Source organism: Cyanobacterium sp. T60_A2020_053 (genome assembly GCA_015272165.1).
Taxonomy (GTDB): Bacteria; Cyanobacteriota; Cyanobacteriia; order Cyanobacteriales; family Cyanobacteriaceae; genus Cyanobacterium.
In genome coordinates this window covers 1-3458 of sequence record JACYMF010000070.1, presented here as the reverse complement: position 1 = coordinate 3458, position 3458 = coordinate 1, and the positions used below count along the sequence as shown (strand labels likewise).

The 3458-nt window shown below is 35.3% G+C and carries 3 protein-coding genes; 1 reads left to right on the top strand and 2 read right to left on the bottom strand.

What is annotated here, in order from left to right; all coding sequences use genetic code 11:
• Positions 1-227 precede the first annotated feature (227 nt).
• Both IGQ45_10200 and IGQ45_10195 read right to left on the bottom strand, forming a co-directional pair.
• Positions 228-998, bottom strand: a complete 771-nt coding sequence (locus tag IGQ45_10200; protein MBF2057567.1) for a hypothetical protein — start codon at positions 996-998, stop codon at positions 228-230.
• A gap of 2 nt (positions 999-1000) precedes the next feature.
• Complete coding sequence (locus IGQ45_10195) at positions 1001-1480, bottom strand: hypothetical protein (protein MBF2057566.1); 480 nt, start codon at positions 1478-1480, stop codon at positions 1001-1003.
• A gap of 599 nt (positions 1481-2079) precedes the next feature.
• Between IGQ45_10195 and IGQ45_10190 the strand changes: the two genes are divergently transcribed.
• A complete protein-coding gene (locus IGQ45_10190; GenBank protein MBF2057565.1) occupies positions 2080-3324 on the top strand; it encodes a glycosyltransferase in 1245 nt (414 codons plus the stop codon).
• Positions 3325-3458 lie beyond the last annotated feature (134 nt).

Genomic DNA, 3458 nt, shown 5'->3' with positions numbered 1-3458 from the left:
AAACCCTTGTTAAATAAAGGTTTAAAGTCTATTCTACATAACAAAAAGTGTCATACATTGACTTTTTTCTCTAAAAACACTCTATTTTTTCCATCCGAATCAAAAATAACTGATACAAATTAGCAATTTATGAAAAATAACTATTTGGCTAAAGTCTTTGATTTATAAGCATTTCACCTGAAACCTGACACCCGAAGCCTGACACCTCCCCTCACCACTCCACTTTTTCAGCAAAGCCTAAATAATCCTTGCCAACTTGCCATAAATTTATCTGTTAATTGATCGATATTTTGCTCGTTAATAACATTCAAATAATCTACTTTTTTCCTAAGTGCATAAGGAATGGCAAAGTAACTTTGAGAAAAACCCCATAAAAATCCTGTCAAAATAGCGATTAATTGTTGATTATGTTGAAATTGCTTACTTCTTAATAAACAAGTTTCTAAGTCATAAGTCACACTGAAAAATAAATATATTGATTGAGAAAAACTCTTTTCTTCTTCTTTTATGTCATCGGCAATTATTTTCTCTGCGTCTGTTAAAGTATGTTTTAAGTCGATAATATCTTTAATTGTTTTTAAATCTCTATCTTCTTTTAAAATTGTGATTAAATCTTCTTTCTTTTTTGAGCTAATTATCAATTTGTGTAGCAGAGATAAACAATTATCGCTAATATTTAGAGGTAAATTTAGGTAATTAAATTGTTGTCGAAAAAATCCAGCGCCCTCCACCGCATCATTATCCCGATGGTAATATAAAATAATTGGTAAAATGATTATCGCACTTTCAATGGTATCACAAACTAATTTATTATTAAAATAATTTACTGATAAATTTAGGTTGTTAAGATTGTGAAAATTAGCTAAATGATCAGTAATTTTAAAAAGTAATTGTAGAGGATAAGAAAGGGTGGAGGGCGCTGGATTATCAAAGAATAAATCACCGATAACAGCGCCCGTCAAACCCCCTTTAACTCGTAAGAAAAAAGAATTATTCATAACTAAGCAATGACGCTATTTTTGCCCTTATTTTCCAAAAGCATTTTAAGATTTTGTTGGATTGCTTGTTGTAACTTATAACAATAAATTTCCTTACTTTGACTATAATTACTAGGATTATCCAAAAAGATAATGCTATCAACTCCCTTCATGGTAAACATTTGAAATAAAACTTGACTGATATTCACTTCTTGAGCGACAATATCCAAATCGTTGAGATTTTCGTCACGAAATTGAATGGCATCCTCCACAGTGGGAAAAGCATAAACTACCTTTTTTTCCACCTCCGGTTGATTTTCCTTGCCCAAAATATTTAAAACTAAATTACTTTGTATCGTTTGTCGGAGATAATAAGACTGATGCCCTAATTGTTGCGCATATACCCGTAACACCGGGATAACACCATGTTGCATGATGGGCGCTGGCACTCCATATTTAGGCGCTTCGTTAACTAAACTGGTAAATTGTTGATCTAAATTCATGGTTACTCGATAGCTCATCTTTAAATATTTTAACTGTAAATAACCAAGAAAAGTGGCTCTCCTACGCTAGTCATAACAAATTAATAAAAAATAATTAATGTAAACTTTAATCAGTATGGCTTTGAGTATTTTAAAATGCAATTATTATAAATCAACAGTTTGAATTTTACCTAATACCAAGTTCGGATAATTAGTTATAAATAGATTACATCTTCGCAATTTACCCACCGTGTAATGAATTACACGGAACCAACAGTTTTTCGTTCAATAAATTGAACTAAGATATTGATATTACTAAATTGTAAGTGATCGCGCAGCGGCAGCCTTCGGCTGATCAAACGGACTTGATATAATAAGCTAAGACGCATTTAACTTACCGTTTATACTAACAAGGGGTTTAAACCCCTTGCTTCATAACTGAAACGCTTACCTATTGCCTGTTGCCTACCTCCACCAGTAAACTTAAATGCAAACTAGCTTACCTGACACCTTTTTTAGAGATAATTTATCATATTCAAAGTAGAAGAGCCAGAAAAGTTTATCAAAATTGCCCATCTTCTCTTATCATCAGTAAACTAAGGCAAAAAATCATTAATTTTATGGCAGAAAAAAGCGAATCATCACTACTACCCGTCAAATCGGGATTACTGAAAATTGACTCATGGGAGCATTCTAGCCAAGAAAATATTACCCTAGAAGAAAAAATAAAAATCGTTGCTGAAAAATCGACTTACCCTGTTTGGTTTTCCTTGGTGTTACCCACTTACCAAGAAAGCAAAAATATTACTGGGATTATCACCACAATCTGTTATCTTCTCGATGACATTATCCCCCATAACTATGAATTAATTGTAGTGGATGATGATAGCCCCGATCTTACTTGGCAAATTGCCCTCAATTTATCATCTCAATATCCTCAAGTGCGAGTAATGCGCCGCATAGGTGAAAAATCTCTTTCTACTGCCGTAATTAGGGGATGGCAAAGTGCGCAAGGGGAAATTTTGGGCGTTATTGATGCTGATTTACAACATCCTCCTGAAATACTAACTCAATTATTAGGGAAAATGGTGACGGGCGCTGATTTAGCGGTGGCTAGTCGTCATGTGGAAAATGGCGGAGTGAGTAATTGGAGTTTTTCGCGCCGTTTTCTTTCCCGTGGCGCCCAAACCCTCGGTTTATTAATCCTTCCTAATACCATCGGCAGAGTATCTGACCCCATGAGTGGTTATTTTGTACTAAAAAGACAAGTCATTGCCGATTATGTATTATCCCCAGTGGGTTATAAAATTTTGATTGAAGTCATCGCGCGGGGATTTATTCGTAATATCGCTGAGGTGGGTTATGTCTTCCAAGAGAGAAGCGAAGGGGAAAGTAAAGTAACTTGGCGACAATATCGAGATTATCTCCATCACTTATTGCGTTTACGAATTTCTTTGTGGCCTTTTTCTCGGTTTATTCGTTTTGGCATTGTGGGTTTTTCAGGGCTTTTTGTGGATATGAGTTTATTATATTTGCTGACGGATACGGGCGCCCTCAACCTTAGCTTAACAGTGGGTAAATTTATATCGGGAGAGTTTGCTGTTATTAATAATTTTATCTGGAATGATCGTTGGACATTTCGAGATTTATCAACGAATCAAAAAGGATGGCATAAAAAAATGAGAAGGTTTTTAAAATTTAACCTCATTTGTTTAGCAGGGTTAACTATTAATGTCCTCTTACTCAATCTTATTGTCACTTTCATTCTACCCAATCCTTATATTGCCAACCTCATGGCTATAGCTATTACTACCCTATGGAATTTCTGGATTAACTATAAACTTAACTGGCGTAACGCTGGTTGACACTCCCACCACTATAACCCGTAGGGTTTAGTGGGGGATTCTTGGTTCACCGACTCGCCGTTAGACGACAGGTTTGCACCAATCGCCCAAGAGGGCAAATCTCCCCAAGCGTATGTTCCCGTATGCCCTACGGT